At 61.9% G+C, this 24,372-nt stretch carries 24 protein-coding genes; 13 read left to right on the top strand and 11 right to left on the bottom strand.

The window, feature by feature from the left end:
- Nucleotides 1-132: 132 nt before the first annotated feature.
- From SKP52_RS24110 to SKP52_RS24065, 10 genes are read left to right on the top strand one after another with little or no spacing between them, the layout of a single operon-like run.
- Nucleotides 133-900, top strand: coding sequence for a FadR/GntR family transcriptional regulator (locus SKP52_RS24110; protein WP_052209041.1), 768 nt, complete (start codon nt 133-135; stop codon nt 898-900).
- Between the two features lie 31 nt (nt 901-931).
- Nucleotides 932-2,071, top strand: coding sequence for an NAD(P)H-dependent flavin oxidoreductase (locus SKP52_RS24105; protein ID WP_040110205.1), 1,140 nt, complete (start codon nt 932-934; stop codon nt 2,069-2,071).
- A gap of 15 nt (nt 2,072-2,086) precedes the next feature.
- Nucleotides 2,087-2,884 (top strand): ubiquinone biosynthesis protein COQ4, encoded by a 798-nt coding sequence (locus SKP52_RS24100; protein ID WP_228383946.1) that lies wholly within the window; start codon nt 2,087-2,089, stop codon nt 2,882-2,884.
- Complete coding sequence (locus SKP52_RS24095) at nt 2,881-4,053, top strand: thiolase C-terminal domain-containing protein (RefSeq protein WP_040110204.1); 1,173 nt, start codon at nt 2,881-2,883, stop codon at nt 4,051-4,053. Before SKP52_RS24100 ends, SKP52_RS24095 begins: the two co-directional genes overlap by 4 nt.
- A complete protein-coding gene (locus SKP52_RS24090; RefSeq protein WP_176473672.1) occupies nt 4,053-4,499 on the top strand; it encodes a Zn-ribbon domain-containing OB-fold protein in 447 nt (148 codons plus the stop codon). The genes SKP52_RS24095 and SKP52_RS24090 overlap by 1 nt, the downstream gene beginning before the upstream one ends.
- Before the next feature lie 14 nt (nt 4,500-4,513).
- A complete protein-coding gene (locus tag SKP52_RS24085; protein ID WP_040110203.1) occupies nt 4,514-5,737 on the top strand; it encodes an acyl-CoA dehydrogenase family protein in 1,224 nt (407 codons plus the stop codon).
- Nucleotides 5,737-6,831, top strand: a complete 1,095-nt coding sequence (locus SKP52_RS24080; RefSeq protein WP_040110202.1) for an acyl-CoA dehydrogenase family protein — start codon at nt 5,737-5,739, stop codon at nt 6,829-6,831. Before SKP52_RS24085 ends, SKP52_RS24080 begins: the two co-directional genes overlap by 1 nt.
- 21 nt (nt 6,832-6,852) lie before the next feature.
- On the top strand, nt 6,853-8,466 hold the full coding sequence (locus SKP52_RS24075) for an acyl-CoA synthetase (protein WP_040110201.1): 1,614 nt from the start codon (nt 6,853-6,855) through the stop codon (nt 8,464-8,466).
- Nucleotides 8,463-10,070 (top strand): flavin-containing monooxygenase, encoded by a 1,608-nt coding sequence (locus tag SKP52_RS24070; RefSeq protein WP_040110200.1) that lies wholly within the window; start codon nt 8,463-8,465, stop codon nt 10,068-10,070. Before SKP52_RS24075 ends, SKP52_RS24070 begins: the two co-directional genes overlap by 4 nt.
- 18 nt (nt 10,071-10,088) lie before the next feature.
- The gene (locus tag SKP52_RS24065; protein WP_231750251.1) at nt 10,089-11,066 is read left to right on the top strand and encodes an alpha/beta fold hydrolase; all 978 of its coding nucleotides are present in this window, start codon (nt 10,089-10,091) and stop codon (nt 11,064-11,066) included.
- A gap of 60 nt (nt 11,067-11,126) precedes the next feature.
- Here the strand turns inward: SKP52_RS24065 and SKP52_RS24060 are convergent, their stop codons facing one another.
- Nucleotides 11,127-11,903: an NUDIX hydrolase gene (locus SKP52_RS24060; protein ID WP_040110198.1), complete on the bottom strand. Its 777-nt coding sequence runs from the start codon at nt 11,901-11,903 to the stop codon at nt 11,127-11,129.
- Nucleotides 11,904-12,127: 224 nt separating this feature from the next.
- A complete protein-coding gene (locus tag SKP52_RS24055) occupies nt 12,128-13,021 on the bottom strand; it encodes a recombinase family protein (protein WP_040110197.1) in 894 nt (297 codons plus the stop codon).
- A gap of 239 nt (nt 13,022-13,260) precedes the next feature.
- Here SKP52_RS24055 and SKP52_RS24050 point away from each other — a divergent pair, with 239 nt between their 5' ends.
- Together SKP52_RS24050 and SKP52_RS24045 are read left to right on the top strand one after the other, a co-directional pair.
- Nucleotides 13,261-13,713: a hypothetical protein gene (locus tag SKP52_RS24050; protein WP_228383945.1), complete on the top strand. Its 453-nt coding sequence runs from the start codon at nt 13,261-13,263 to the stop codon at nt 13,711-13,713.
- Nucleotides 13,714-13,771: 58 nt separating this feature from the next.
- Entirely contained in the window at nt 13,772-15,022 is a 1,251-nt protein-coding gene (locus SKP52_RS24045; RefSeq protein ID WP_148309305.1) for a hypothetical protein, read from the top strand.
- A gap of 11 nt (nt 15,023-15,033) precedes the next feature.
- Here SKP52_RS24045 and SKP52_RS24040 read toward each other — a convergent pair whose 3' ends face one another.
- Nucleotides 15,034-16,215, bottom strand: coding sequence for a tyrosine-type recombinase/integrase (locus tag SKP52_RS24040; RefSeq protein WP_081997594.1), 1,182 nt, complete (start codon nt 16,213-16,215; stop codon nt 15,034-15,036).
- A gap of 373 nt (nt 16,216-16,588) precedes the next feature.
- Between SKP52_RS24040 and SKP52_RS24035 the strand changes: the two genes are divergently transcribed.
- The gene (locus SKP52_RS24035; RefSeq protein WP_160292471.1) at nt 16,589-17,425 is read left to right on the top strand and encodes a hypothetical protein; all 837 of its coding nucleotides are present in this window, start codon (nt 16,589-16,591) and stop codon (nt 17,423-17,425) included.
- A 189-nt stretch (nt 17,426-17,614) separates the two neighbouring features.
- Here SKP52_RS24035 and SKP52_RS24030 read toward each other — a convergent pair whose 3' ends face one another.
- From SKP52_RS24030 to SKP52_RS26610, 8 genes are all read right to left on the bottom strand, one after another.
- Nucleotides 17,615-18,649, bottom strand: coding sequence for a ParB/RepB/Spo0J family partition protein (locus SKP52_RS24030; RefSeq protein WP_037555861.1), 1,035 nt, complete (start codon nt 18,647-18,649; stop codon nt 17,615-17,617).
- A 103-nt stretch (nt 18,650-18,752) separates the two neighbouring features.
- Nucleotides 18,753-19,955, bottom strand: coding sequence for an AAA family ATPase (locus SKP52_RS24025; RefSeq protein WP_037555862.1), 1,203 nt, complete (start codon nt 19,953-19,955; stop codon nt 18,753-18,755).
- Between the two features lie 288 nt (nt 19,956-20,243).
- Complete coding sequence (locus tag SKP52_RS24020; RefSeq protein ID WP_037555884.1) at nt 20,244-21,362, bottom strand: replication initiation protein; 1,119 nt, start codon at nt 21,360-21,362, stop codon at nt 20,244-20,246.
- Between the two features lie 357 nt (nt 21,363-21,719).
- Nucleotides 21,720-21,920, bottom strand: a complete 201-nt coding sequence (locus SKP52_RS26365; protein WP_228383944.1) for a hypothetical protein — start codon at nt 21,918-21,920, stop codon at nt 21,720-21,722.
- A 72-nt stretch (nt 21,921-21,992) separates the two neighbouring features.
- Complete coding sequence (locus SKP52_RS24015; RefSeq protein ID WP_052182287.1) at nt 21,993-22,643, bottom strand: SOS response-associated peptidase; 651 nt, start codon at nt 22,641-22,643, stop codon at nt 21,993-21,995.
- 107 nt (nt 22,644-22,750) lie between these two features.
- A complete protein-coding gene (locus SKP52_RS24010) occupies nt 22,751-23,338 on the bottom strand; it encodes a hypothetical protein (protein WP_081933103.1) in 588 nt (195 codons plus the stop codon).
- A gap of 79 nt (nt 23,339-23,417) precedes the next feature.
- Nucleotides 23,418-24,074 carry an SOS response-associated peptidase family protein gene (locus SKP52_RS24005; RefSeq protein ID WP_037555864.1) on the bottom strand — a complete coding sequence of 219 codons (657 nt, stop codon included), beginning with the start codon at nt 24,072-24,074 and terminating at the stop codon, nt 23,418-23,420.
- Between the two features lie 9 nt (nt 24,075-24,083).
- Nucleotides 24,084-24,245: a hypothetical protein gene (locus tag SKP52_RS26610; RefSeq protein ID WP_160292470.1), complete on the bottom strand. Its 162-nt coding sequence runs from the start codon at nt 24,243-24,245 to the stop codon at nt 24,084-24,086.
- Nucleotides 24,246-24,372: the final 127 nt, after the last annotated feature.

Here is a 24,372-nt window from a genome sequence, read left to right as displayed (position 1 = left end):
TTTCCCTCAAGCATGAACTGCCTAACGTAGGGGTCAAGGCGAGAGCGTCCGGATTTCTGCTGTATTCAAGCCAGTGCCCGATGGATAATTTGAGCCTAGACATCGCAATGAATTAATGCTTATACCCTTTTTATGATTTCGAAATCGAACGCCTCACTAAATCCCGGCACGGTTGCCGCAATCAAGGCCAAGCGCGCATTGCAGGTTGCACAGGCAATCGTTCTGGACATCCAGTCGAATGCACGGGAAATCGGTGACAGGCTGCCTCAAGAGGAAGACATGCTCGCGCGCTACGAGGTGGCGCGCGCGACGTTGCGCGAGGCGCTCAGGTTCCTCGAACTCCAGGGCGTTATTCATCTCCAGCTCGGCAGGGGCGGTGGTCCTGTGGTATCGCGACCGCAAACCCGGGATTTCGCCAGTTCGCTCTCGCTGATCCTGCAATTTATGGACACCGATCTGCGCGCGCTGCTCGAATTGCGCGAAGCAATTGCGCCTGACATGGCGGCGCGGGCGGCAGAGCGAGCGACCAATGCCGATCTGGCCGCGCTTTCTGATTGTTATGCCCAGCTTGAACGTGACAGCGAAACTGCTGCTTTCGAGGAAACCAACCGCCGCTTTCACGACCTGCTAGGCTGGGCCAGCGGCAACCCGACCTTTGGATTGCTCACTTCAGCTCTGCATCTGCTGACCCGCGACATGGCGGTGGAGCTTGGCTATTCCGCACAGGAACGGGCCAACCAGTTGCGCTGCCTGGCCCGCATTCTGAGTGCGGTTCGCCTGTGTGATTCCGACGCCGCCCGCCGCCATATGGAGCGGCTCGTCAAGGGTTCTTCCGAATATCTGGCCGAACGAAGCCCCGAACTTGTGGCGCAAAAGGTGCAGTGGGGAGAGGTGGCTTAGATCGGCCAAACGGGTTTGGATGGAGAGGGCAATGGCACTGAACAGTCGAATTTGCAGAATGCTCGGGATCGAACATCCCATCGTCCTGGCCGGGATGGGCGGAGCAAGTGTCCCCGCCCTGGCGGCCGCCGTGTCGAATGCAGGCGGTCTGGGCGTGCTGGGAGCGGCAGCCTGCTCACCCGAACGCCTGCGCAGCTGGATCCGCGAGACGCGCGCGCTCACCGACAAACCTTTTGGCGTCGATACCTTGCTGCCGGCTTCGGTCCGCCGGGGCAAAGCTCCGGAAACCGGTGCAGCCCCCGCAGATCCGATGGCGGTGTTCGGCGAATACCAGCAGTTCGCTCGCGATTTCATGTCCAGCGAAGGACTGGATGAGGTCGATCCCATCGCAGCGATGCGCGCCGCCGCCGGGGCGGAAAGCGAGGGCGGCCCGCCGCTGTTCTCGAAGGAATTCTTCGAGGCGCAGATGGAAGTGGTGATCGAGGAAAAGGTGCCCGTCTATGCGGCGGGATTGGGCAATCCCGGACCGTGGATGGACCGCCTTCACGCCAACGGCACGATCGTCATGGCAGTGGTGGGCAAAGTCAAACATGCATTGCAGGTTGTAGAGTCGGGGATCGACATGATCGTCGCGCAAGGCCACGATGGCGGCGGGCACAATTCGCCGGTCGGGACGATATCGCTGATCCCCCAGGTGGTCGATGCCGTTGGCGATCGGGTTCCGGTGCTCGGCGCTGGCGGCATCACTGACGGTCGCGGCGTGGCAGCGGCCTTCATGTTGGGTGCGGAAGGGGCTTGGGTAGGAACGGCATTCCTGGCAACTGACGAGGCAGGGATCGAGGATTTCCAGAAGCAGGCCATCGCCGAAGGCGGCGATGGCGACACGGTGGTCAGTCGATCGATTACCGGCAAACCGGCCCGGATGATCGCCAACAAGTGGGCCAATGCCTGGATCGAGGCCGGCAAAGAGCCATTACCCATGCCGTACCAATCGATGGTCGCCGGCCCGGTCATGGCAGCGGCGATCCGCGACAAGCGCATGGATGTGCTTCCCGGTTTTGCGGGACAGGGCATCGGGCTGATCAAGTCGGTCCGGCCCGCGGCCGAGGTGATGCGCGATCTGGTCTCCGATGCCGAAAAGGCCTTGGCCGGGGCCAAGCGATTTGGGTGAAGAGGCCGCGGCAACATGGCTAGCGAGGCGAAGATGCAGGGTCTAGAACTGAAGCGCAGAATCCGACCGGTGGAAGCCTTCTCGGCGATGAAGGTCCTGCTCCGCGACAAGGAAGACACAGCTCAGGTTTTCAGGATCGTCGAGGCCTTGGCCGGAAACAGCTATTATCACCATTTCAGGCGATTTGCGGAATCCGAAGGCGGAAGGCGCATCCTGGCCAGCCGCAGCAATTTGCTCGAACACCTGCGCGACCGCGAACGGCTGGCACGCTGCCCGATCGGAAGCCTGGGGCAGCGGTATCTGGCATTTGTCTATGGCGAAGGGCTGAGCGCCGACGGTCTGGTCGAGGCGAGCAAAGTAGGTGGTGTCCGGTCGTTCGTTGACCCCGATGTTGCCCTTTTCCGCAACCGGATGAGAGATTCGCATGATCTCTATCACATTGTCACCGGCTATGGCCGTGACGGACTGGGCGAAATTTGCGTGCTGACCTTTGGCAACGCCCAATTCTACAATCACGGAATTGCCTTCCTGCTTCTACTTGGGCTGTTCAAATCAAGGCGCGAGCACCCCGAATTGCCGGTATTGGGTCCGATGATCGAAGCCTGGCGGCGTGGTCGCTCCGCCAGGAACTTTTCCGAAATCCAGTGGGAAGAATTTCTGGATCGCCCACTCGAAGAGGTTCGCGCAGCGCTACTTCTGGGTCCCGCGCCCCGATACCGCGCGGCTGAGCCCGAGGCCAAGCGGATCGAGGTCGAATTCCAGGTCCGCCGCGAACTGGCATTGCAACGCGAAAGAAACTTGGAACCGGCATGAGCTTTTCCGACAAAGCAGCTATCACCGGCGTCGGCGAAACCGACTTCGTCAAGGGAACCGAGCGCTCCGCCGTTGACATGATGCTGGAAGCATCGCGCAAGGCGATTGCCGATGCCGGCCTGAAACCTTCGGACATCGACGGCATGGTGCCGCCGCCGATCTATACCACCAGCGAGGAACTGGCCGCTAATCTCGGGATTGAGGTGCTGCGCTATGCTGCGACCGTCCATATGGGCGGTGCCAGCCCAACCACAGCGCTGCAGAACGCGGCGATGGCGATTGCCTCCGGGCTGTGCGATCATGTGCTGGTCACGCTCGGTTGGAACGGGTTTTCGGCACTTCGGCCCAAACCCGGGGCTCCGCCGACCCGGCCGATGAACATGAACACCCTGACTAACACCATCCAGGGCTACTACATTCCCTATGGTGTGTTTCTGCCGGTGCAGATGTATGCCTGGCTGGCGATGCGGCATTCGCGGCTCTACGGGGTAGGCCCGGAAGCGACTGCGGCAATCGCTCTGGCCTGCCGCAAGCACGCCCAGCTCAACCCCAAGGCCTTTACCCATGGCAAACCGCTGGACTGGGACACCTATCATTCGGCGCGGTGGATTTCGGAACCGTTCCGGCTTTACGACTGCTGCCTTGAAACCGATGGCGCCTGTGCGGTGGTGGTATCGCGCCTCGATCTTGCGCGCGACATGCCGCACGTTCCGGTAACGATTGCGGGCGCGGCCGAAGGGCACCCGTACCCTGCCGACGATATTCCATCCCGGCCCGACCCGTTCAGAATCGGCCTGTCCTATGCCGCCCCCAAGGCTTTCGAAATGGCCGGAGTATCGCGCAGCGACATGGATTTTCTCCAGGTTTATGACTGTTTCTCCTATGTCGTTCTGCTCCAGCTCGAAGCGATGGGCTATTGCGAACCGGGCGGCGCGCTCGATTTTGTCAAGGACGGTCAGATCGAGCTTGGCGGGAACTATCCGCTCAACACCCATGGCGGCCTGCTCAGCGAAGCCCACGTCTGGGGGCTCAACCACGTAATCGAGGCGGTCCGCCAGTTGCGCCACGATTGCGGCGAACGCCAGGTTGAAGGCGCCCGGACCGGGCTGGTCACCGGGTGGGGCGATCTGGGCGACGGCAGCATCGCCATCCTGCGGAGGTTCGACTGATGAACGAAGATCTCCCCCCCAAGGCCCGCGCTGCAGTCGCAGCCCCGCCCAAGCCGCTGCCGCGACCGCAGGACCCGGTCGAACAGGAGTTCTGGGACCGCTGTCAGGATGGGCACCTCCATTTCCAGAAGTGCCAGAGCTGTGGTTCGTGGCGGCATCTGCCGCGCTACATGTGCGCGCGCTGCGGATCGCCGGACTTCGCCTGGGAGCAGAGCAGCGGCAAGGGCACAGTGTTTTCGTGGACCGTGGTCCATCAAGCGCTACATCCCGCCTTCGCGGCCGACATTCCCTATATCGCCGCCGTGGTCGAACTCGACGAGGGGGTCCGCATGGCCACCCGTCTGGTCGATTGCCCGATTGACGCTGTCCGTCTCGACCTGCCGGTGACACTCGCGTTCGAGACCATCGGAGAAGACTTCCGCTTGCCCGTCTTCCGGCCGGCCTGAAAGGACGCTGTGCAATGGACCTGAGTTACGGCCCCGAGTATGAGATGTTCCGCGAGGAAGTGCGCGGCTTCATCGCCGCCAATCGTCATCTCGCACCAACGAATGCCGGTCGCGCGGCGCGCCCGTCGAAAGAAGGCGTAGCCTGGCAGAAGCTGCTGATTCAGCACGGCTACACCGCGCGCACGATTCCTCGCGAATACGGCGGGTTCGGGGCCGAACCAGACATACTCAAATCCCGGATCATCGCCGAGGAGTTTGCGCGCGCCGGGGTGCCCGGAGGACTTGCCAACCAGGGCATTTCGATGCTGGTGCCGACCTTGCTCGAGCTTGGCACCGAAGAGCAGAAGCGGCGCTGGATCGAACCGACGCTCGCGGGCGATGTGGTGTGGTGCCAGGGCTATTCCGAACCCGGATCGGGATCGGACCTCGCCAGTCTCAAGACCAGCGCCCGGGTCGAAGGCGACGAATTCGTCATCAACGGCCAGAAGATCTGGACCAGCACCGCCAAGGAAGCGGACATGATCTTCTGCCTGGTACGGACCGAAGGGGACGCCGCCAAGCATCAGGGGATCAGCTATCTGATCTTCCCGATGACCACGCCGGGGATCGAAGTCCGCCCGCTCAGGACCATGACCGGCCATGCGGAATTCAACGAAACTTTCTTCACCGACGTGCGCGTGCCAGTCGATCAGATTGTGGGGCAACGCGGGCAAGGCTGGTTCGTCGCCAACGCCACGTTGGGACACGAGCGCGGGATGCTGGGCGATCCCGACGCGCTCGAAAACCGCCTTTTGGCCCTGATCGCGCTGATGAAGGTGGAACAGGTTGACGGTGTCCGGGCGATCGACCTTCCGGCCTTCCGGGATCGGCTCGTTGCTCTCCAGGCGGAAGTCGCGGCGATGAAATACAACGGAATGCGGATCCTCTCGAACCAGATCAAGGGCGAACCGGGCGGCCTGGCCAAGCTGATCGTCAAGCTCCAGGCCTGCGAGCTGGCCCACCAGATTTCCGCTTTGGCGATCGACGCTATGGGCGAATTGGGAATCCTCTACAACGGAAGCGTCCACGAGCGCGAGCACGGCAGCTGGCAATGGAACTACATGTTCCAGCTCGGCCTGATCATCGGCGGGGGGACCGCCCAGATCCAGAAGAACATCATTTCGGAGCGAGGCCTCAACATGCCGCGCGAGCCGCGCCTGGACCTGCCCAAAGGCCCGTCGGCACAGGGAGGGCAGTGATGGACTTCGGACTTTCGCAAGAACAGCAGATGCTGGCGGAAAGCGTGACGCGCCTGTTGCGCGAACTCTGCCCGCTGGATGAGGTCCGGCACGTCGCCGAAGGCGCAAGCGCAGTCAGCGCGCAAACCCAGGCTGCGCTCGCCGAGATGGGATTGCCCGGGCTGGTTGTGCCAGAGGCTCATGGTGGCCTGGGCATGGGGATGCTCGATGCAGCGGTCGTCGCCGCGGCGCTGGGGGAGGCGGTAGCCCCAGTGCCTTTTGCCGGTCGCAACGTGATGGCGCCGCTCGCCTTTATCGAGGCCGGTACGGAGGCGCAGAAGGCGCAATGGCTGCCTAAGATGGCGTCCGGTGAAGCGCGTTTCGGCGTTGGCGTGCAACAGCTGGTCAGCAACCGTGATGGTTCAGGCCTGCTCTGCACTGATGGAAAGTTGACCGGCGCGGCGCTGTTCGTGCTCGATTGCGAAGGCGCCGATTACTTCCTGGTCGCCGATCAAACCGGGCGGCTGCACATCGTATCGGTGCAGGCAGACGGGTTGCAGCTGATTGACCTCAAGACGATCGACGCGACGCGCTCGGTCGGCGAACTGCGGCTTGCTTCGACCCCGGCGGAAGCTCTGTCCGACGATGGCGGCGCAGCGGCGCGGCGGGTGATTGCGGCGGGGCGGATCTTGCTCGCGGCGGACAGCTTGGGCGCCGCGGATGCGATGATCGCCCAGGCGGTTGCCTATGCCGGGCAGCGCGAACAGTTCGGCCGGGTGATCGGCAGCTTCCAGGCGGTCAAGCACATGTGCGCCGAAATGACCGCGAAGAACGAACCATGCAGGTCGCTGGTGTGGTATGCAGCCCACGCCTTCGATGCGGCGCCGGAAGAGGCGGCCCTGATGGCGTGCCATGCCAAGTCCCACACCGGCGAAGTGGGCCTCTTTGTCGCTCGCACCGCGACCGAGGTGCATGGCGGCATGGGCTTCACCGACCTGTTGGGGCTGCATTACTGGTTCAAGCGGATCGGCTTTGACCGGCAGGTTCTGGGTGGGCCCGAAGCAGTCCGGGAAGAGGCGGCGATATTGCAAGGCTGGACCGCAAGAGCGGCCTGACAGAGCGAGAGGACAGTTCGAATGGCGCAGTGGAATCTTGGTGACATTCTTGATGCGATCGAGCCTGCGCTTCCCGCAGACACCCCGGCTCTGATCCACGGCGCGCGCGTCATCACCTGGGCCGAAATGGGTGCGCGGTCGAACAATATCGCCCGGTCGCTCGCGGCCCATGGCCTCTCGCCGGGAGCCAAGGTGGCGTTCTACATGCGCAACCGCCCCGAATACGGCGAACTGATGGCGGCCTGCTTCAAAGGCCGGTTCACCCATGTGAACATCAACTATCGCTACCGCCCCGAGGAGGTGTTCTACATCTTCGACGATTCCGACAGCGAGGCCATTTTCTACAGCGCCGAATTCCGCGATTGCATCGTCGAACTGAAGGATCGGTTGGCAAAGGCCAAGATCTTCGTCGAAATCGGCGATGCGGCGGCCAAGGCACCGTTTGCGCTTGCCTACGAGGACCTGGCAGCAGCGGGGGATGGCTCGCCATTAGGGATCGAACGGTCACCGCACGACGAGTTGTTCATCTATACTGGCGGGACCACCGGCATGCCCAAAGGCGTAGTCTGGCGCCACACCGACATGCGCGAAGCGCAGCTCGATGCGCAGCGCCTGCTCGCGCCGGTGCCCGACAGCCTTGACGAGGCGGTCGCGATGATCCGCACCGACGGACCCGGGCGGATGACCTTGCCGGCCTGCCCGCTGATGCACGGAACCGGGTTCATCACCGCGATCGGCACCCTGGCTTCGGGCGGATGCCTTGTCACGCTGGACAACCCATCGCTCGACGCGGTCGAGCTGTGGGATGCGGTCGAGCGGAACAAGGTGCAATCGATCGCGATTGTTGGCGATGCCTTCGCCAAGCCGATGCTCAAGGTGCTCGACGAAAACCCCGGCCGGTTCGACATGTCCAGCCTGATCACCATCGTTTCATCGGGCGTGATGTGGAGCAAGGAAGTCAAGCAGGGGCTGATCGGGCACATTCCGCAGGTGGCCTTGATGGACAGCTTCGGGGCTTCCGAAGGGCTGGGTTTCGGCCGCTCGGTGACCACGGCTGCGGGGACTACGGAAACCGCCAAGTTCACCATCGGCAGCATGTGCGACGTGTTCGACGAGAACGACCAGCTGGTGCTTCCGGGCAGCGGCACACCGGGGTTCATCGCGCTCAAGGGACCGATCCCGCTCGAATATTACAAGGATCCTGAAAAATCGGCGCGAACTTTCAAGACCATCGGCGGTGTCCGCTATTCGATTCCCGGAGACTGGTGCACGGTCGAGCCCGATGGCAGCCTGACCCTGCTCGGCCGGGGCAGCGTCTGCATCAACACCGCGGGCGAAAAGGTCTATCCCGAAGAGGTCGAGGAAGCGCTCAAGACCCATCCGGCGATCGAGGATGCGCTTGTCGTGGGGGTGCCCGATGACAAGTGGGGCCAGGCGGTGACTGCGGTGGTTCACCTCGCAGCGGGCGAAACGCTCAATGAAACGGAGGTGAAGAAACACGTCCGCAGCAAGCTGGCGGGCTACAAGACCCCCAAGGCCGTTTTCGCAACCGCGATGGCGCTGCGCGCGCCCAATGGCAAGGCGGACTACAAGGGTGCTGCGCAAATCGCTGCCAAGCTGAGCGACGCGCGATGAGCACACCTGAACCTGACTGCGATGCGCTGATAATCGGCGCGGGCTTCAGCGGCATCTATCTGCTCCATCGGCTGCGTGAGGCGGGGTTTCGCGCAAAGCTGATCGACGCCGCCGCGGAGCCAGGCGGGATCTGGTACTGGAACTGTTATCCCGGTGCCCGGGTCGATTCGCACGTTCCGATCTACGAATTCTCGCTGCCCGAGCTGTGGCAGGACTGGACCTGGAGCGAACGGTTCCCCGGCGGCGGTGAGTTGCGACGATATTTCCGCTATGTTTGCGACAAGCTGGAGCTCTGGGCCGACATGGCCATGGGGACGCGGGTGTCCGGTGCCCGCTTCGATGGCGACAACAATGTCTGGCGTGTCGATACGCCGCAAGGCGAGCAGATCAGCGCGCGGTTCTTGCTACCGTGCGCTGGCTTCGCCGCCAAATCCTATACTCCTGACATTGTCGGCCTTGAGTCTTTTGCAGGCGAACGGCACCATACCGCGCACTGGCCGCAGGGCGGACTTTCGTTCGCCGGAAAGCGGGTGGCAATTATCGGAACCGGGGCAAGCGGTGTCCAGGTGGCGCAGGAAGCCGCGCGCGACGCCGCGCAGCTGACCTTGTTCCAGCGCACCCCGATCCTGGCTCTGCCGATGCAGCAGCAGCCACTGAGCCTTGAGCAGCAAGCGCAGGAAAAGGCTGCCTATCGCGCGATCTTTGCCAAACGGCAGACCTCGAACGGCGGCTTCGACGCCGATCGAATGGAAATCAGCGCGCTCGACGTCGATGCAGTCGAACGTACCGCAACTTTCGAACGTCTATGGCGAGCCGGCGGCCTGCGGTTCTGGTACAACAATTTCTCCGACCTGCTGACCGATGAACGGGCCAACCGCTTCGCCTACGATTTCTGGCGCGACAGGGTCCGCGCGCGGATTGCCGATCCCTCGCTTCACGAGGCATTGGCGCCGATGGAACCGCCGCATCCCTTCGGTACGAAACGTCCATCGCTCGAACAGAACTACTACGAGATATTCGCGCAGGGCAATGTGTCGCTGGTCGATCTCAAGCACGATCCGATCGTGCGCGTGGTCACCTCAGGAATCGAGACCGCGAGCGCCCTGATCGAATGCGACATTATTGTGTTCGCTACAGGCTTCGATGCCGGTAGCGGCGGACTGATCGACATGAAGCTTCGCGGCACCGAAGGCTTTGACCTGGGCGAGGCGTGGAAGGACGGGGTGCGCGCCTATCTAGGCTATTCGGTTACCGGCTTCCCCAACATGCTTTTTCACTACGGCCCGCTGAGCCCGTCCGGATTTTCGAACGGTCCGACTGCTGCCGAGCTGCAGGGTGACTGGACAACGGATTTCCTCCTTCACCTGAGGAACGAGGGGTTCACGCGGTTTGAGCCCGACCCGGCGGCGGAATGCGAATGGACCGAAATGGTCGAACAGATCGGCGCGATGACGCTCTTTCCCAAAGCCAGGTCCTGGTACATGGGTGACAATATCCCGGGCAAGAAGCGCCAGCTCATCAACTTCCCGAGTGTGTCAACCTATGCCCAGATCTGCGCGGACGTCACCGCGAATGGCTATCGGGGCTTCACGCTGGGGTCGTGAATTTTATCGGAGATTACCTTGTCGAGTGACATAACGAACGGCCTTGGCGATATCGATCCAGAGTGGGCGCCGAACCCTGAAGAATTGCCCCGATGGTTTGTCGATGCCCTTGCCGTTCCCCGCGATGAAGGCTTCGTCGAGGTCGATGGCACCAGGATCCACTATTTCCGGTGGGGCCGCCGCGGAGCGCCACCGGTGTTGATGACCCATGGCTTCCTCGCCCACGCCCGCTGTTTCGCATTCATCGCGCCATTCCTCGCAAAGGATTACGACGTTGTGGCCTACGACCTGTCTGCGATGGGCGACAGCGCGGTGCGCGAAAATTGCGACTTAGCGGCGAGAGGCCGCGAAATGATCGGGGTGGCGCGGGCGCTGGGTCTGTTCGACGGCGCCCCGAAACCAGCGATCGTCGCGCACAGCTTCGGTGCCAGCGTCGCGCTGGAAGCGCTCGAACAATTGCCCGGAGGCTTTGCCGGTGCAGCCATTTGCGACATGATGACCCTGCGCCCCGCCATGCTTGAAGCATTCTGGGCGGGCGGCCACACCAGCCCGGGTTCAGGCAATCCCGACAAGCCGCTCCGCATCTACCCGGACTTTGCGACTGCGCGCGGCCGTTACAAGCTATCGCCGCCGCAGCAAGTCGGGGAACCGTTCCTGTTCGACTATATGGCCTATCATTCGTTGCGAAGGGTCGAAGGCGGTTGGAGTTGGAAGTTCTCACCCGCAGTTTTCAAGCGCGACAATGCGCGCACCGATTGGCTTACAATCGGCACGAAACTTGTGGCGGCGCCAGGCCGCAAGGCGATCATCCATGGCGAGGAAAGCTTGCTGTTCACACGTGACTCGAGGGATTTCGTGCACGATCTTGGCGGAAAAGACATCCAGATAATCGCTGTTCCGGGAGCACGCCATCACCTGATGCTCGATCAGCCGCTGGCTTTTGTGACCGCCGTGCGCGCTTTGCTGGCTCAATGGCATGAGGCCGCTTCGGACTGAGGTGAGGAGGCTTCGGAATCACCCAAGTTCCAAGACTGTTGATCATGCGATGGTCAGGCCTCAACCGACAATTTCAACAACGGGACCATAACCAGCATTGTCGGGTATGACGAGGACGCGCTGGCCGTTCCGTTCTTCAAGCCGGGGAAGCACGGTAACGAGTGGCCGCTCTTCGGCGCGACGCAGACAGTCCGACGCATCGCTTGCTTCGGAAAGCAACTGCACATTCATCCGGGTCGGGAAAATGACCGTTCGTTCGCCGCTTCCGGCTAGGCGCAAAACATCCCTTGGAGCTATCCATTCGGCATCGACGGTTTCATGACCGTCGCAAGCGGCGACTTGATTGGCGGGGGCATGGACGACGTAGAAAAAGGTGTCGAAGCGCTTTGGCATGATTGGCGGCGTGATCCAGCGCGCAAATACCCTCAATGCATCAAGCCGCAATTGTACACCAAGGTCGCGCACAACGTCGAGGAAGGCCAGATCTCCCCGATCTACGGCGCTGCGCACCGCTGGTTCACAGCTGTGCTCGAAAAGCCTGCCGTCACGGTGGTGGGCAAGGAGAATTCCCGCCTCTTCGAATACTTCGCGAATCGCGGCGATCCGAAGTTTCCGCTGCACCTCGTCGAATTGGGGCCACCCAGTACAGTGTTCGGCCCAGGCAGGATCTGCATCCCGGTCGTGCAGTTTGCCGCCAGGAAAGACGAGCGCGCCTGAGGCAAAATCTATCTGCTGGTGCCGCTTGACCATCAGCACCTGAAACTCAGGCTCATCGCGTAGAAGCAGAATGGTGGCTGCCAGTTTGGGCTCGAGTGCTGACTCTTCGTGGTGCATCATGCTCTTCCTTCTACTGTCGTGCCGACCGATCGGGAGCAGGCCAAAAAGCCCGGCCGGCCGCCGAGCTCGAACCGAATCCCCTGATGGCGTCGAGCAAGTCAGCTTTCCCGGGCCCAATCGGAATTTCCACTCCGCTATAGAGGCGCAGAATGATCTTGAATTGCTTGGGCGAGGACATGGTCAGGATCCTACTTCGGCTTCTCCAGGAAAGGCAACCCGGGCAACTATTCGGCGGCGATCAATCGCAGCGCCATCGCTTGTGAAATCACCCTTCGGACTCCCTCAGGGGACCAGGACAGCCCGCCGCGCGGCGTCGGCTCGCGTAGGTCGCGCGACAGCCAGGACGCAATATCGCGGAGCGAACTACCTGGGTGAGTCTTGAGCCGATCAGCCACGAGGCGGGCTGCTCTGGTATCTGCGGGCGGCCGAGGTGCGACTTTAAGGATCGCTGGCTCGGCATAGCCTTCCCGAACCAAGGTCCGGCATGCCTTAACAAGTGTGCGTTCACTGAACGACCGCACTGGCGGCGGCAATGCTTGAATCTGCCTTAGCACCAAACCCCAGGGAAGGTGTGGTCGCAACCGCTCCACCGTGGGAAGCCAGCGATGTCGGCCATCGAGCAACTCATTGAGGTGGCGCTCCTTATGGCTGGCGCGGATTTCGGCGATCGCTCCAGGATCGCGGCTCCGCATCTTGGGATTTCCTGGACGCGCGCCGCGAGCGACGGCGGCCTTGATGCCCGCGCGCGTACGCTCTCGGATCAAGGCGCGTTCAAACTCCGCGAAGGCTCCCAGCATCTGGGTCATCAGCATGCCTTGTGCGCTGGAAGTATCGATCGGATCGTTGATCGACCGGAAGTAGGCGCCCTTGGCGCGCAACGTTTCGACAATCTCGAGCAGATGCGACAGCGAGCGCGCCAGGCGATCAATCCGTACCACCAGCAAGGTGTCGTCCTTCCCTACCCGGTCCAGTGCTCTTGCAAGGTTCGGGCGCTCCCTATTCGCGCCGCTCGCCTTATCCTCGAAGATCATCGAGCACCCTTGCGCACGCAGCGCATCCTGCTGGGCAGCAGTGTCCTGTTCATCGGTCGAAACCCGGGCGTAGCCGATCAGAGTCATTTGTCACATATTATAGAATGGAGGCATTTGAACGGTTGCCCCCGTTAGATATAATCATTTGTCGCGCAAGGCTAGAGGCTATGAACCGCGCAATTCTGCGGGATTTTGGCAGATTGCGGCGGGCGAAATCACGTCGGCGGTGGCATCCGTGAAGGGCCGTTATCGGACAGTGACAGAGGCCGCAAACAGGCCTCACAGCGGAGTATACTTTTAAAGCCATTCCTATATTATCGGACTCGATGGCACTCTCCCCTCCCCCGTGGCAACTGGCCCTCGCGCGGATCGAGGGGGCGCTGCCGTTTCTGAGCGCAGGGGTTGCGGACGGGTTGGCGCTGGCCTCATTGCGGCGGTTGTGGCGCGTGCATGTCCGTGACTTTCCCCAGGAAAACCAAGGGCCTGAGCACAACCCAGGGCTTGAGGCGGCCGAACTGACCCGTTCGTGGTACACGGCCGAACGCCGCGATTTTCTGTCGTGGATCAGCCGGCGCGGCCCCCCTCCCCTCGCCCGCGCGGCGCGCCTCGCGCTCGCCGCGAAGGGCGCTACCGAAAGCTTCGCAAGCGTCTTCGCTCCGGCCGACCGTGCGCTCGATCGGCTCGATGCGCTGCTGCCGGCGCATGACCCGGTGGGCACGCTGTCGGCTGCCAAAATTGACGTCATCGACGTCTTCCGTGACAGGGTTCGCGTGCCATAATTGATGGCAATGCGATGCGCGCATTTACACGCCCCCGATTTGAATTACCTTTCCTGTCATGTCCGCGATCCCATCCTGGCGTGCCGGTTTTGAATTGGAGGTCATCCTCGGTGATCTGGGCGATCCCCGTTTCGAGCGAGAGCTGCGCGACGGTGAGGCCATGGACGAGGCTTCGCCGACCTTCTGCCGAGCTTTCGCGTCAAAATTGCGCGAGCGGACAAGGCGAGCTTGGTCTGCCCCCACCAAATCCCCGCAGCGTCCCGGCTTTTATGTGGTTCCGGAGTATGGGCTGGACCCATTGAATTGGCCGGAATGCCGCCTCGCCGGCGTGGAACTGTTGACTCCTCCGTTGCCCCTCGACGAAGCTGAGGCGGTCAGAACCGAACTCTACGAGGCAATCTACGAGATCGACGGCGATTTCAATTTCTTCGCCAATGAACACACCGATGGCTGCGGTTGGCACATCAACATTGATGCTGGTGATGGCTACCGGCTCGATCCTGACCGCTTCATCCTCGGCGTCGATGAACTGCTGCTGCTCGCGAACAACGATCGGCTGTTCAGCCGCTACACTGGCCTGCAACGCCATGCTGTAGGCGTTCCGCTGCTGCGCCATCTGGCGCAAGATCCGCAAGGCAAGTTCCTACTCGGAACGGCCCTCGGCAATCTGCTCGATGCGAGTGCCGGACGCGACAAAGGCTACGCCGCCAACTTCGGCAAGCTCTTGAAGGGCTATCTCGAATTGCGCCATTTCAGCGCAGAGTCGTTCTTCAACGGCCCCCATCTCATCGAGCAACTCGAGCGCATACCCGCGGCCTTCGAGGTTTGGCCCGCCCACAGCCATCCCTTCGAGCAGGCCTTTCGTCGCAAGTTTCTGCTGCTCTCGCGCTGGCTTGTCCGCATTCGCGGCAAGCTGGAGTGGGATTTGACCCACGGCCTGGTCGCCGCCACGGGTCGCGTCCATTTCGCCGGCGAGCCGCTCGGCCACCTGATGGCCAATGGCCTGGTCGAGCTCACGCTCTACGGGCGCGGCGAACATGAGTATGTCGCCACCATCCGCGACATTGTCCTCGCCGATATTCCCGAAGCAGTCGCCTTGCTCGCGCTCGATCTTGCCGAGCTCTACAATCTCGGCGTCCGGCAGCGTGCCAGCAGCAACAAAGCCTTTCAGCGGGCAGTGCTCCAGCTGGCCGGACAACTGAGAAAGGCGCCTGGCCTTTCGAGTTCAGCGCAGCTGGACGAACTGGCGAAAGCCGAGACGCTGCGACGGGCGATGCATCCGCAATTCTATGCCAAGGCCGGGCCATAACGCGATCGCACTCACTGGTTCGCTGTCGACCGTGCGACTGTGGGTGCCTCGCTGTCGCGCAAACGTCCCAGCACCCGTGCCGCCGCATTGTTACCCACGGCCAGTTCGCGCGCATAGCGTAGCGCGGTGGTTGGCGACGACCAGCGCAGGGCGAGGGCAATTCCAGACCCATCCTCACCCGCCGCGAACAGATCCTGGGTCAGCCCGACCCGGAACGAGTGCGCGCTCAGGCCGCGAACGGTGTCGCCTTCCATCCCGGGCTCAAGCTCGACATGCCCGAGATCGATCGCCTCGAGCACCCGGCGGCGCAGGATCGCGACCACACCCTGGCGGGTGAGCGACTTGGCGCCAATGTAGTGCCGCACGACCCGCTGTCCGGCAGGATCTGGCGGACTGGTCAGCACATTGATCCGACGAAACACCGGGCCTTCGCTGAGGCCACTTGCCAGTAACCAGGCCGACAAACGCGCCATGGTGTCACCCGACAGCCAGGCCAGAGCCCCCTCCCCCAGCTGGTCAGTCTTGGAATGCCCGATCTCGAGCCGGCCGCTGCTGTCCCCCACCTGCCGCAGATCGGCAACCTCTGTGCCCACCAATTCCGAGACCCTGAGACCCGCGTCATAGGCCAGGCTGATCAGCGCCGCATCCCGCAGACCGATGATGTCGGTGCCGCAGGACGCGAGCAGCGCTTTTACCGTCACCCCCTCGGGAGCCCCCTGCCCTTCAGCCATGGCTTCGCCAAGCCGCAGCGGCGCGGCCTGACGCTGGCGTTGCCGCTTGTCACGGCGGATCCCTTTCAGGGTATCGCGCACCATCCCGGCCTGCGTTGCCAGCGGCTCTTTCTCGCCAAACCCCAGCATCCGATGAACTCGGGCAATGCTGGCGATCCGCCGCGCGAGCGTCGCGGGCCTGGCAGGAGCGCGCGTGTCCGAACCCTTCGCCAGCCAGCGCAGGTAGTGGACGAGCGTTTCCGGCTCGACGGGAACCGCAGTGGCAACCGGCCGGCGCGACTTGCACCAGGCGAGGAAACACTTGAGGTCTGCGGTGATCGCGGCCTTGGTCGCCGGCGCCATCGCCGTGACCGCCGCCTCGAAGGCGACCGAACGGGCGCCGCGCGCGTCGATCAGCGGCGCGTAGCGGCGCAAGACCAGCTCGACCGAAGACGGGAACGGTTGATCAGCTGCGGCGAGCATTGTTGTTTCCGGCGGATTTCACCGAACCTTTTTGGGCAAAATCGACTATTTCGGCAACCTCGATTTTACCATAAGTCCCGATTATGGAAAGTCCGAGGAAGTCACGGGGAATAGATAGGATACTAAAATGCCGTTTCGGTAAACTCTCGTTTTGACGCCGACTCCGCGCACGGCTATCATTGCCGCGCCACCCGGAGCCGCCATGTCCCCCTCCCCTCACACAGCCGCCATCGCCTTCCGGCAAGGTCAGATCGATGCGCTCGCGCGCACGCTGTTCGCCTCCCCTGCCCTCTATCCCGCGGAAAGGCGCCAGTGCTTCGCGCTTCGCACGCTTGTCCGCGCATGGTCGCAGTACCGCGAGGACCGCGCGGTCATGATGGGCGAGAACCTCATCGGCGGCGAATGCGCCGCCGAACGCGACGCCTTTCTCACCCTACTCGTGGCGGCCCTCCCCGACCCGCGTTCGGATCTCGCCCGGGCTATCCAGCGCGTTCGACAAACCGTCATTAGGCCCCTTGCCGCGGAGGCCGCAGCGACCGCGGTCATCGTCGACGCCGGGCTTGAAGAACTCGAGGCCGTGCGCCTCGTCGCCGCGAGCGCGAACCTGCCTGCCGACCCAGCGGCCCGTCTGCTCACCATCGTTCGCAGTCTACGGCGATCGGCCGACGTCGACGGCGATCCCCTGTCCGCCACCGCGACGTCGCCCTGCTGGGCGGTCAACCTGCTTGCCGTCGGCGAGCCCGCTCTGTTCGGCCTTACACCGCATCCCCTGCCCTTTCCCGGGCTCGTGCGCCGGCGATTGTTTCGCGCCGATCGCGATCCCGACCGCGAGCGCGACGACATCAGCGAGTTCATTCTCGATGCGCTGTATGAGACGCTCTGCGACGTGGCGCGGATGCCGCGCGCTGCCGCGGCGTTCGCCGAGGCGTTTCCGGGGTTAAGGAGGAATTCGAGGCTGTTCGACGCCTGGATGCTGCTGTTTGCATTCGGGTCGTTGACGCCGGCGCAGTTAGCTCGTGCCCTGCCCTGTACAAAGGCAGGCGCCGGCAAGTTGCTTCGGCAGCTCGCCGTACGCCAATTCGCAAATACCCCTCATACTTTCGAGCCTTACACATGCGGATTGGGGATGACGGTCCATTTGTCGCGTGACCTAAGCACCTCTGCCGGATTCGGCTTGGAGCTGCACCAAGGCCTCGATGCGCGGCCATGATCAACGGTTGCCGCGCGGCCCGCAATACGCGCGGCGAGCGTCAACCGATCGAAGCCGGGCATCCCAGCACTCCAGGCATTACGCAGCACCGCCCGCCGGTCTAAAACGTTTAGCGGCGAAGCGAACGGTACTGTCCAGTTCATTCGACAATGCAATGGCGCGGATAGCCCGTGGCGTCAGCGCCCTCCCCTATTTGGGCCAATGCTGGTCAAGGAGCTCCTGCATCGCGACCTCTGCCTCGGCGCGGCTTCCTCCGCTCTTTGGGAACAGGGTGACACTGACCCCTCTCTTGTCCTTCTTGTCGATACGCAGAAGCGGCATCCCGGCACCCGATAGGAAGATCCTTTCGGTCGAACCTGTCTTCTTGGGGGCGGCCTTATCCGCGGCTTTGGTTTTTCGCTCGGCAGCGGCAACCAACGCTCGCAGGATATCGGGGACTGTCGCAGGAATGTTCGTCGCGCCGTCAGCCCGAGACTTGGCAAGACGGGCTGCTTCCGCGAAAACTCGCGTTCTCGAATCTTCCGGTTTCAGTATCGGCTTCAGGGTACCGACATGCGAGATCTTAAGCTCAAACGGGTCAGGAAAAGCGATCATCAGTTCGTTTGGCAAACGAGCGAGATCGAGATAGCGGCTGAGCCACGCCTCACTCTGGTTGAGGCGTTGCGCCATCGCCTTCTGCTTTCCGCTGTAATAGAAATCGAGAGCCTTCAGATAGTCCCGCGCGCGCTCGACATCGGTCAGATCCTCCCGAGCCCTGTTTTCAAGATCGGAGACCCGAAAGGCCTGTTCATCGGTGAGGCTCCGGATCTCTATGAGGTAGCGGATGTCGGGATAATTGTTAGCGCGTAGCCAAGAGACGGTCCAGTGGCGCCGTGCGCCCGAAATAACCTCATAGTCGTGGTCGGGGTCGCCCGTTACGCGGCGGACGATCGCAGGGAACTCCTGCTTACCCTGCGCGACGATGGTTTCAATTAGATCTGCGCAACGCTCCTCGTTGAGCGCAGCATAGTCGCGATTATGGCGTTCCCAGATTCGACACCGCGCGGGGTCGACGAGTTCCTGGGGAATATCGACGACCGCACCGGATGCGAGATCCGCCAGCCGGTTCGTACGGCTGCCCAAGACGCCGACGCCGAGCCGGCCTGGCCGGTCTACCGGCGTAGTAGCCGTCGGCTCCATTCCAGCGGCCAAATCGGCAACAAAACTCTTGTTCTTGGAGGTCATTGCCCTCCCCTTTCATCCAAAATTGCAGGGCTGCAATTTTCACTTTCTTTCCCCACCGATCCGCTGCAGGACCTCGAAATTGCAGGGCTGCAATTCAGGCGTATCATGCGAGCCCCTCCTTGCGCAGGCGCGGCAAATGACTCGGCCAAGTCGCTCGTATATCGACCTCGATCTCCCCACAGACCCCATCCAGATAAGTCAGACAGCGATCGCGAACCTGCTTGCTCGTCATCGGCCCGTTGAGTTCGTAGACCGTCATCAACCGGGCCGTCGCGTTGTCAATTTCCGCAGAATCCTTCAGCGGCGTGCGGATCATCGCATTGCCGAAAACCTGGCGCATCAGCTCAAGGAGTCCCTTCTGCATCGACTTCGTATCGTCAACCTTCGACGCGAGAAACCGCAAGAACGAAAGCTGAGGAGCAAGGTCGACCGCCTGAAGTTCCTGGATCGTTTCATCGAGCATCGCAAGGAATGCCGCAGTTGAGGAAAAATCCATCACAGTCGGGGGAACAGGCACCACAAGCGCGTTCGCGGCCCTGAGCACCGACAAGGAAATTGCGCCGAGCGCCGGCGGCGGGTCCAGAATGACCACGTCATAGAGATCGGAGACCGACGCAATACCCTGAGCAAGACGGTTCAGCAGCGCGCCCTGCCCACGCGCCATGCGTGCGGCCAACTCATACTCAGACTGGAACAAGCGCAGGTTCGCGGGGATCAGGTCGAGACCGTCAAAATGGGTCTTCTTGATCGCATAATCGAGCGTCTCGCGCTCACCCTCGCGCAGGTAGGGATAGAGCGTCTCGTCTTCGCTCAGATCGAGATCAGGCACGTAACCAAACAGAGTCGTGGCTGAGGCTTGGCTGTCACAATCGATAAGCAAGACTCGATAGCCCCGGATCGCGAGATTTTGCGCCAGATGGACCGCCGTCGTGCTCTTACCAACTCCGCCCTTGAAGTTCTGCACCGCCAGAATCGAGACCGGATCAGAAGGCGCACGCCAAGGCCGGGTTCCAAATGTTCCGCGCATGTCATTGAGCTGCGCGAGGCTGTAGGCAAGTCGCCGATTGTTCTCACCGCGCGTCGGGGCAACGAGGCGCCCATCGGATTCCGCTTCCCGGATTGCGGCGGTCGTGCGTCCAACCAGTTCAGCAGCTTTGCCGATCGGAAACGTCGGCTCGCGCCGCTCGTCCGCTCGCGCCGTTCGAGCAGAGTCCCGCAGTCGTTCAAGAACGGACGACGTACGCGCGGCAAGTGCGCCCACGTCCAAGGTCTCGGCTATGCGAACCTGATCCACCGACGTAGCCATACCTGCCCCTTTTTGAAAACCAGCGTGGTCATGCCTGATTTTCACTTTTCGGTCAATGAAAGGCTAATATGTGCAAAACTATGCCTGAGGGTTGTGATTTCGCAACTGGCATACCCAGCCCGCTCCGCTCTCACCATTGGCGTCAAATATCCGCGCCGATAGACAGCCTCTCCGTCCTCCCAATCCTGACCTATTGGGGGCCCCGCAGCCAATGCGCGAAATTGCAGGCCTGCAATCCAGTCCTCCAAACGCAATCTTCTCGGAATTGCAGACCTGCAATTCTCCAATTCAGGGCCGACCCCGGCGCGAGAAATAGGACTCGCAGAAGCCACGCCACGACCGCTCCAACTTCACACCTTTCAGGGATCCCAACCGGGTCCCCATCTCCTTGCGGTACGCCTCAGCGATGCCATCGACATCCCATCCGCCGCCATGCTCAACACCGACCTTGTAAAACTCTTCACCGCCATACCGGAGCGACCCCAACGGAAAGGCCGCAAACTTCTCGCGCGGGACACGGTCTGGCGCCGAGAGCTTCGACGTCGCATCGGCAACGAGCCTCCCGATCAGCTCTGGGGCGACGGTTGGCCCCGCAATCGCGAGGTCTTCGACGCTATCCTCCCGCCGCGCCTTGCGGCCCGAGGCGTGACGCGCAAGTTCATCAACGGTTTCGATTTGGGCCGGCGCATCCTTTGGCGCGAAGCGGAAGATCAGCTCGATCACCGCCCTGCCCCGCCGGATCTCGTTCCATTCCACAGTGAAATGCGCGAGCTGGTCGATTTCGGCTTTCGCGACCTGCAGCACCTTGCGCCGCAACTGAGCGAAATCGGCATATTTCTCTGGATCGATCCCCAGCGCAGCCCGAAGGCCGACCATGTCGACCTTCCAAATCGGCTGCCGCCGATGCAACCGCAGCGCACCCTCTTCATAGAGTTTGAGAGAATAGGCCGACCGGAAGCCGAGAACGGCCTGTCGGTTCATCACCGCGTAAGTCTGCGATTCCTGGATGAGGCGTCGCGCATCCGGGGTGAACTGCCACTCGATCCAACCGGTCTCCTTGCCCTCTTCCTCGACTTCCTCCCACGAAGCCTGAATAAGACTAAAACGCTTGGTCGCCCGCTTTCCACGCCAGGACTTGTCGTCCTCCGCGAACAACGTGCGATGAAGTTCTTCGAGCATGTCGACGATCCGCTCATTTCCTTTGTGACCACGTCGAATGTCCGATTTACGCATTCGATGCGAGACATCACGCCAAGCGTCGCCGCCTGCCGTGAGGATCATCAGCGCGAGAAGGCGAGAGGCCGTCAAGCTGAGCGACTGACCACGAACGAAACGAACTTCGACGAGCCGGCCAGGTTTGACGAACTCCTCACCGCCCTTGCGGGCGAGCGCCGCGGCGACACGCATCGCGCGAGCGGAGGAGACTTCGTTCTCATCATCCGCTATGAGTACTGAGTCCGATTCCCCCATCATTTCACCTCATTGGACATCAGGTTGCCTGACCTGACCTCACTCGTCAAGTCAGGACAGGATGGATTAGCCGGCACCGCCCCCAATCGGACAGGATCGAGTCCAATTAAGATGAGAGCAAGGACCCAGAGAATCCGCGAGTCGCAGCGACCCCCGTTAGAACCGCACTCCTGAGCCGATCCCGTCCATTAAATTGCAACGACGAAAGCATTGAGCGCACCACCCCAATCGGACAGGATACCCCAAAGGGGCAGGATAATTCCCCCGATCGGTCAGGCTAAAGCCCCCAGGACGTCAGGATAAAGCCCCCAAAAGGACAGGATACTGCTTGGTTTCCACAGGAAAACCGCCGGTCACGCTGCCCCGAATCTTAGAATCATTAGAATCTGGAATCACCCCGACGCTATCGCGCCGGGCGTTTTCAAACATGGATTCATTCGGAATGGAGAAGGGAGGGGAGATCTCGCGATCGCTGAAGGGTTCCAAACCGCTCACGCTTGCACGCTCATCCAAGGCGTCCCTGTAGAGCGAACCAAGGCGACGGTGGTGCAAGTTCAGCTGAACAGCCTATAGCAACGTTGCCTGCAGCATGTCTGAGGGCCAACCGTGCCATGGTTCGTCGGTCGGCTCGATCTCAATTAGTCTGCTCGGAAACACCCGATCCTGAAGCGCGGTCAGCTCATCGAAGGTACCGTGAAGCCAACGGTCATATTCGTCCTCGTGGAGGAGGACAGGCATCCGATTATGGACTGTCGCGGCAACTTCGTTCGCATCGGTCATGGCGCCCGAATAGACCGGACCCCATTCGGCACTGTCCCGCCACAAGCCGCCCCATGCAAAAACCGGACGGTCTTTCAGCGACAGCCAGGTTCGGGTTTTGCTTCCCTTGATCCCCGCGGGTTCCGCCCAGGCCGTTAGCGGAATCAGGCAGCGCCACTGCGGTTTACGGGCGAGGCCCACCCACATTGGTTTGCGCAGATCCGCAATATTATTAACCGCCTTGGGCTTCGAACCCGGCTTCATCGAGGCTAGCTTCAGAGGAAATCCCCAACCCATCGATTGAAGAATTCGTCGACCGCTTTCGGCGCGGACCACCATACCGGGCGCGCCGGGGTGAACTGTCGACGGTGCATTAGTTGCAACGATGTCAGGAACGTCTACGCCAAAGTGGGCTGCGACTTCAGCGGCGCTGAGGCGCTCCGTATAGAGATTGCACATGGCTTGCGGCCCTTTCCGAGCTGGGAACGCTGCATAGGAAGGTGCGTAGCGCTAAAGCGCCGGCGGAGGAACGCCAAAGATCCCCGCGTTCTGCGCTTACGGGCACTTCAATAAGGCGCAACAAGCACGGCACCGGGCAGGGGATCGGCGTGGCCCCAGAATTGAACAACGGCGCGTGCATAGCGCCGAAGTTCGTCCTGACCGATCCGCAGCTCCTCACTCGTCGGCACCGGCGCGGGGGCGATATCGTCATAATCGAAGGATATCCGAGTCCAGAGTTGCGGGGCCTTCGCGAGCAATTTCGTGCAGGCGCCGCCATCGCCATGCCTAGCGACATTGGCGGCGAGGTGCATTTCGTGGAGATCGCTTGCCACGCCGATCGCACCCACATCGATCGCAGCGATTTCCCGCGCTGCTCGTGACAGATCGGTTGCGCCAGAGAACTTCACGCCGTGCGCCCGAGCCCACCGCGCGAGCTGGCGTTCGAACAGCCCGTCGAGCGTGAGGACAAAGGCCTTGGCGGCCTCGTTGGCCGTGTAGTTATCGATTTGCGCGGCGCACCGATCAAGGAATTCATCCATATCTGACGCTTCGCCCACAACCAGCGTTTCGTGCGTCGGAAGGTCACCAAGCGTCTTCAGGATGACGCGCTGATAAAAGCGGTCAACGTTCGCCTGGAACGTGCGCGGCAGCATGTCTCTATCGGGCATTGTCATGCCCATAGCGGCGAGAAGCCTCCCGCGCGAGCATCCAACGTGCCATACAATCGCCGTCTCATTGCAAAGCGAGTTGCGGCTCGGGTGGCCCTTTGCCGCTGTTCCAGCGATCATCGGTCGGCTCGACGATCATTCGTTCGGCGGCGAACGGCGGGCGGAACTGGAACCCAATTACTTCGCGAACGGAGCCACGAAACCACTGATCCCACTCGGCGCGCTCAAGGAGCACCGGCATCCGGTCGTTAGTCGGCATGACCGCCGCATTCGCACTCATCGTCATGCCCGCATAGACCGGCCCCTGGTCGGGCAAGCTCCGGCAGAAACCCGCCCAGGCCATGATCGGCTGATCTTTCACCGAAAACCAGGTCCGAGTCATCGCACCCGGCGTCCCGTCGGGATTGCCGAAATGGGTCAGCGCGATGAGACAGCGATAGCGCGGCTCCACCACCATCTCTTCCCACATCGGATTGGTGAGGTCAGCGACAAGCCCGATGCGCCCCGGCGGCTCGCCGCGCTCGCGCATTTCGCGGGTCAGGCGCGGAAAGCCCCAGGTGACGGGCCGCAGCAATCGGCGGCCGTCCTTCTCGAAAATGACGAGTCCGGTCAGTCCTTCCTTGATGTCCCCTTCGGGCGTCGTGAGGCCGGATGGCGGCTCGGCTTCGAAATAAGCCGCCACATCGCTCGCGCTCGCCGTGATGACATGAAGCCGCGACATGGCCTCAACTCACCACGGAATCTCGTCATCGGTGATCGGCTCCAGATCCGGTGTCTGGACCGCTGCCGATTCGCCCGAGTCGCGGTCTCGCATGGCGCTCTCCGCCGTGCCAACAGCCTCCGAAGGTGTCTCGCCCGACAGGCGAAGCTTGAGTGGCTTGCGCTTCTCCATCCCGATTTTCCTTGATCTTTCCTGTCTTTGGCTGGGCCGCCGCAGTCGCGGCGACTCCGGCCCGTTGACTCTCGGCCTTTATAGAACAAAAATAGAACACAACCAACCGCCAAAGCCATGGAGGCCC

It is taken from the genome of Sphingopyxis fribergensis (genome assembly GCF_000803645.1).
Taxonomy (GTDB): domain Bacteria; phylum Pseudomonadota; class Alphaproteobacteria; order Sphingomonadales; family Sphingomonadaceae; genus Sphingopyxis; species Sphingopyxis fribergensis.
The sequence above is the reverse complement of the archived record's forward strand: the minus strand, read 5'-3'. Positions and strand labels throughout refer to the sequence as shown.

Coding starts and splice junctions, on each gene's coding strand:
- SKP52_RS24110 (WP_052209041.1), top strand. CDS start 133: ATGATTTCGAAATCGAACGCCTCACTAAATCCCGGCACGGTTGCCGCA.
- SKP52_RS24105 (WP_040110205.1), top strand. CDS start 932: ATGGCACTGAACAGTCGAATTTGCAGAATGCTCGGGATCGAACATCCC.
- SKP52_RS24100 (WP_228383946.1), top strand. CDS start 2,087: ATGGCTAGCGAGGCGAAGATGCAGGGTCTAGAACTGAAGCGCAGAATC.
- SKP52_RS24095 (WP_040110204.1), top strand. CDS start 2,881: ATGAGCTTTTCCGACAAAGCAGCTATCACCGGCGTCGGCGAAACCGAC.
- SKP52_RS24090 (WP_176473672.1), top strand. CDS start 4,053: ATGAACGAAGATCTCCCCCCCAAGGCCCGCGCTGCAGTCGCAGCCCCG.
- SKP52_RS24085 (WP_040110203.1), top strand. CDS start 4,514: ATGGACCTGAGTTACGGCCCCGAGTATGAGATGTTCCGCGAGGAAGTG.
- SKP52_RS24080 (WP_040110202.1), top strand. CDS start 5,737: ATGGACTTCGGACTTTCGCAAGAACAGCAGATGCTGGCGGAAAGCGTG.
- SKP52_RS24075 (WP_040110201.1), top strand. CDS start 6,853: ATGGCGCAGTGGAATCTTGGTGACATTCTTGATGCGATCGAGCCTGCG.
- SKP52_RS24070 (WP_040110200.1), top strand. CDS start 8,463: ATGAGCACACCTGAACCTGACTGCGATGCGCTGATAATCGGCGCGGGC.
- SKP52_RS24060 (WP_040110198.1), bottom strand. CDS start 11,903: ATGATGCACCACGAAGAGTCAGCACTCGAGCCCAAACTGGCAGCCACC.
- SKP52_RS24055 (WP_040110197.1), bottom strand. CDS start 13,021: ATGACTCTGATCGGCTACGCCCGGGTTTCGACCGATGAACAGGACACT.
- SKP52_RS24050 (WP_228383945.1), top strand. CDS start 13,261: ATGGCACTCTCCCCTCCCCCGTGGCAACTGGCCCTCGCGCGGATCGAG.
- SKP52_RS24045 (WP_148309305.1), top strand. CDS start 13,772: ATGTCCGCGATCCCATCCTGGCGTGCCGGTTTTGAATTGGAGGTCATC.
- SKP52_RS24040 (WP_081997594.1), bottom strand. CDS start 16,215: ATGCTCGCCGCAGCTGATCAACCGTTCCCGTCTTCGGTCGAGCTGGTC.
- SKP52_RS24035 (WP_160292471.1), top strand. CDS start 16,589: ATGATGGGCGAGAACCTCATCGGCGGCGAATGCGCCGCCGAACGCGAC.
- SKP52_RS24030 (WP_037555861.1), bottom strand. CDS start 18,649: ATGACCTCCAAGAACAAGAGTTTTGTTGCCGATTTGGCCGCTGGAATG.
- SKP52_RS24025 (WP_037555862.1), bottom strand. CDS start 19,955: ATGGCTACGTCGGTGGATCAGGTTCGCATAGCCGAGACCTTGGACGTG.
- SKP52_RS24020 (WP_037555884.1), bottom strand. CDS start 21,362: ATGCGTGTCGCCGCGGCGCTCGCCCGCAAGGGCGGTGAGGAGTTCGTC.
- SKP52_RS24015 (WP_052182287.1), bottom strand. CDS start 22,643: ATGTGCAATCTCTATACGGAGCGCCTCAGCGCCGCTGAAGTCGCAGCC.
- SKP52_RS24010 (WP_081933103.1), bottom strand. CDS start 23,338: ATGCTGCCGCGCACGTTCCAGGCGAACGTTGACCGCTTTTATCAGCGC.
- SKP52_RS24005 (WP_037555864.1), bottom strand. CDS start 24,074: ATGTCGCGGCTTCATGTCATCACGGCGAGCGCGAGCGATGTGGCGGCT.
- SKP52_RS26610 (WP_160292470.1), bottom strand. CDS start 24,245: ATGGAGAAGCGCAAGCCACTCAAGCTTCGCCTGTCGGGCGAGACACCT.